4 protein-coding genes and 2 pseudogenes are annotated in these 2,677 nt (G+C 58.6%); 2 read left to right on the forward strand and 4 right to left on the reverse strand.

Annotation, left to right across the window (positions count from 1 at the left end; translation table 11 throughout):
• A partial coding sequence (locus B5V02_RS40885; RefSeq protein ID WP_167458738.1) for a hypothetical protein occupies positions 1-287 on the forward strand: 287 nt, incomplete at its 5' end.
• Between the two features lie 252 nt (positions 288-539).
• Here the strand turns inward: B5V02_RS40885 and B5V02_RS30800 are convergent.
• Positions 540-731, reverse strand: coding sequence for a hypothetical protein (locus tag B5V02_RS30800; RefSeq protein ID WP_111547793.1), 192 nt, complete (start codon positions 729-731; stop codon positions 540-542).
• Between the two features lie 138 nt (positions 732-869).
• Between B5V02_RS30800 and B5V02_RS30805 the strand changes: the two are divergent.
• Positions 870-1,729 (forward strand): annotated as a pseudogene (locus tag B5V02_RS30805) (alpha/beta fold hydrolase).
• Positions 1,730-1,744: 15 nt separating this feature from the next.
• Here the strand turns inward: B5V02_RS30805 and B5V02_RS30810 are convergent.
• The 3 genes and pseudogenes from B5V02_RS30810 to B5V02_RS30820 all read right to left on the reverse strand — a co-directional run.
• On the reverse strand, positions 1,745-1,945 hold the full coding sequence (locus B5V02_RS30810; RefSeq protein ID WP_146606181.1) for a hypothetical protein: 201 nt from the start codon (positions 1,943-1,945) through the stop codon (positions 1,745-1,747).
• Positions 1,946-2,058: 113 nt separating this feature from the next.
• On the reverse strand, positions 2,059-2,424 hold the full coding sequence (locus tag B5V02_RS30815; protein ID WP_111547792.1) for a response regulator: 366 nt from the start codon (positions 2,422-2,424) through the stop codon (positions 2,059-2,061).
• Positions 2,417-2,677, reverse strand: a pseudogene (locus tag B5V02_RS30820) (sensor histidine kinase); the annotation flags it as partial. The gene B5V02_RS30815 and the pseudogene B5V02_RS30820, both read right to left, overlap by 8 nt.

The raw sequence follows: 2,677 nt of genomic DNA on the forward strand, positions 1-2,677 counted from the left end.
AAGGTTTCAGAAACTATGTCCGGGTTCATCAAGGAACCAACTGGCCTGACGATTTCTTTAGCTGCATGAAAAAACCTGGCACGCTCGGAACGGAAGATCACGACCACACCGGTTCAGTCCGTACGCCGCCCGAATTGCCATCCCAACATCAGGATGCTGAAGGCGATTTCGGCGGTCGATTTGGATATGGGCATCCCGCTCACAAGCCGGATCCTTTTGCCACATACACGTTCTCTTCCGGGGCTGTTCGTCCTCTGCCGGTCGATAACAAGAAAAGATGGCGCTGACCGCTGTGCAAAAACCCTACGAAACAGCCTATTTCGCCAGGAAGCACGGGATCACGCAGGCCCAGGCACGACGGATCACCAAGGACTTCGGCCCTTTACGTGTCAGGTGCGACATTGCCGCCCAGTATCTGAACTTGGCCCTGACAGGCTCATCGCCCTGCATGAGCGTCAGCCAGCATCTGTGTCGATATCGAAGGAATAGCTGAGTTCTGAACGCAGACGGCCAAAGCCGATGCATCGGTCTTGGCACAATCAGCGAAGCCACTTCCTGAACCTCGCGGCTTTATTCCGCACGAATGCAGCAGCTGCAGCATCACACGTTCGCGATGGTCCATTCGCGGCGATGATGAACTTGGCGTCTCTCACCGTGAGGCCGTACTTCTTTGCAAAGTAGATTGCTCCATAAGGCTCGTCTTGGGGTATGCCCCCGTTCGTGTAGGCCATTTGTGCCTCGCATGACGGATAGTCTGGCTCGACTTCGGCCTCTTTCCGCCCGCCCAGTTTGGTACACAAACCTTCGACGACAGGCGAAGGTTCCGATCAGATGTGGAACCTCCGACCACAGCCAAGGTTAGCACCTTGATGTTCGAAGGTTTTCGACTTGAGACAATCCAGCTGCCCGAGGCGACGCTTCGGGTCAGGCACGGCGGCTCAGGACCACCGGTCCTGCTTCTGCATGGCCACCCACGCACGCATGCCACCTGGCATCGTGTTGCGCCGCTTCTCGTCGAAAACCATACGGTGGTGTGCCCTGACCTACGCGGCTTCGGGCAGTCTTCGATTCCCGAGGACAGCCACGATCATGCAGGTTCATCCAAGCGCGCGAAAGCGAGAGACTGTGTCGCGCTCATCGCCATCTGGGTTTTGACCGCTTTGCCGTCGCTGGGCACGATCGCGGAAGCTACACCGCTTTCCGGATGGCGATGGATCATCCGGACGCAGCGACGCATCTCATCATTCTGGACGGCGTTCCCATCCTGGAAGCGCTCGAACGATGCGACGCCCGCTTCGCTACCGAGTGGTGGCACTGGTTCTTCTTTGCCCAACCCGACAAGCCGGAGCAGGCGATCATGGCCAATCCCGAAGCCTGGTATGGCGGCTCCGCCGATCAGATGGGCGCGGAGGCGTTTGCGGACTACAAGGCGGCAATCCTCGACGCTCGTGTCATTCACGGGATGATCGAGGATTACAGGGCGGGCCTCTCACTTGACCATCTGCATGATGCAGATGACCGAAAGGCCGGCCGGCGGGTCCAATGTCCCACCATGGTTCTATGGTCGATGCGCGATGATCTGGAACGGCTTTATGGCGATGTTCTCGGCGTATGGCGCCCATGGACGACAAGCTTGCAGGGGAAAGGCATCGCCTGTGGACACCATATGGCTGAAGAGGCGCCACAGGTGCTGGCGGCAGAAATTCTCGCCTTCTTGCGTCCTTTCTAGAGCCGAACCCAAAATTCAGGGGTGGCGGCGGGCGGGCTCTTGGTCTTCGATGCTGTTTTCGTTCACTTGGAAAGCTTTGCCCTGAGGCTTCTGCCGGTTGCGTTTGTCGTCGGACTGCTGTCGTCTCGCCGCTGGTGAGCGAGCGGGCTCTTGGTCTTCCACGCTGTTTTTATTCACTTGAAAAGCTTTGCCCTGGGGCTCCTGCTCTTTCGCCATCGTGTCCTCCATTGTTACAGGACAACGCCCGCCGTTGCGGTGGGTTCCCGGGCAAATCACGGCACTGCGTTTGTTGTGGCCCTGATGTCCGTCCTAGGGACTTATTTCCGCGATCAGGGAGCAAGAAGGCGTTCGAGTTTGGCGGTCAGTTCATCAAAGCTGAACGGTTTGCGAAGGACCGCACGGTCGCTGAAGCCTTCCCGCATGTCGCGACCGCTGTTGCCGGTCGAGTAGATGAACGGCACACCGCGCTCGGCAAGCGCGTCGGCCACGGTATTGCTGTCGCCGCCGTCCAGATTCATGTCCAGCATAGCGGCATCGAACGTCTGCGCTTCGATCAGGGCGATCGCCTTCTCGATCGTAGCCGCTGAGATCACTGACTGGCATCCAAGATCGCCCAGCATGTCTTCAATCATCATCAGGACCAGAATTTCATCCTCGACGACGAGCATACGTCGGCCAGAAAGCAGTTTATCCATCGCGTGATCCCGGTACCGGAATGTTCATCGTGCAGATCAACCCGTCCGGGCGATAGTCGAGTTGCACCGTGCCTTCGAGTTCGTGGGTCAGGCCGCGCTCGATCACACGCGAGCCGAACCCCTTTCGCAGCGGTGGCGTAACCGGCGGACCGCCCTGCTCTCGCCAGGACAGGATCAGCCGACCTTCCTCTAGGGTCGGCTCGATCGTCCAGTCGATCCGGATCGAGCCCTTGTCGTTGGAAAACGCACCGTA

The organism is Mesorhizobium kowhaii (assembly GCF_003253745.1).
GTDB lineage: Bacteria > Pseudomonadota > Alphaproteobacteria > Rhizobiales > Rhizobiaceae > Mesorhizobium > Mesorhizobium kowhaii.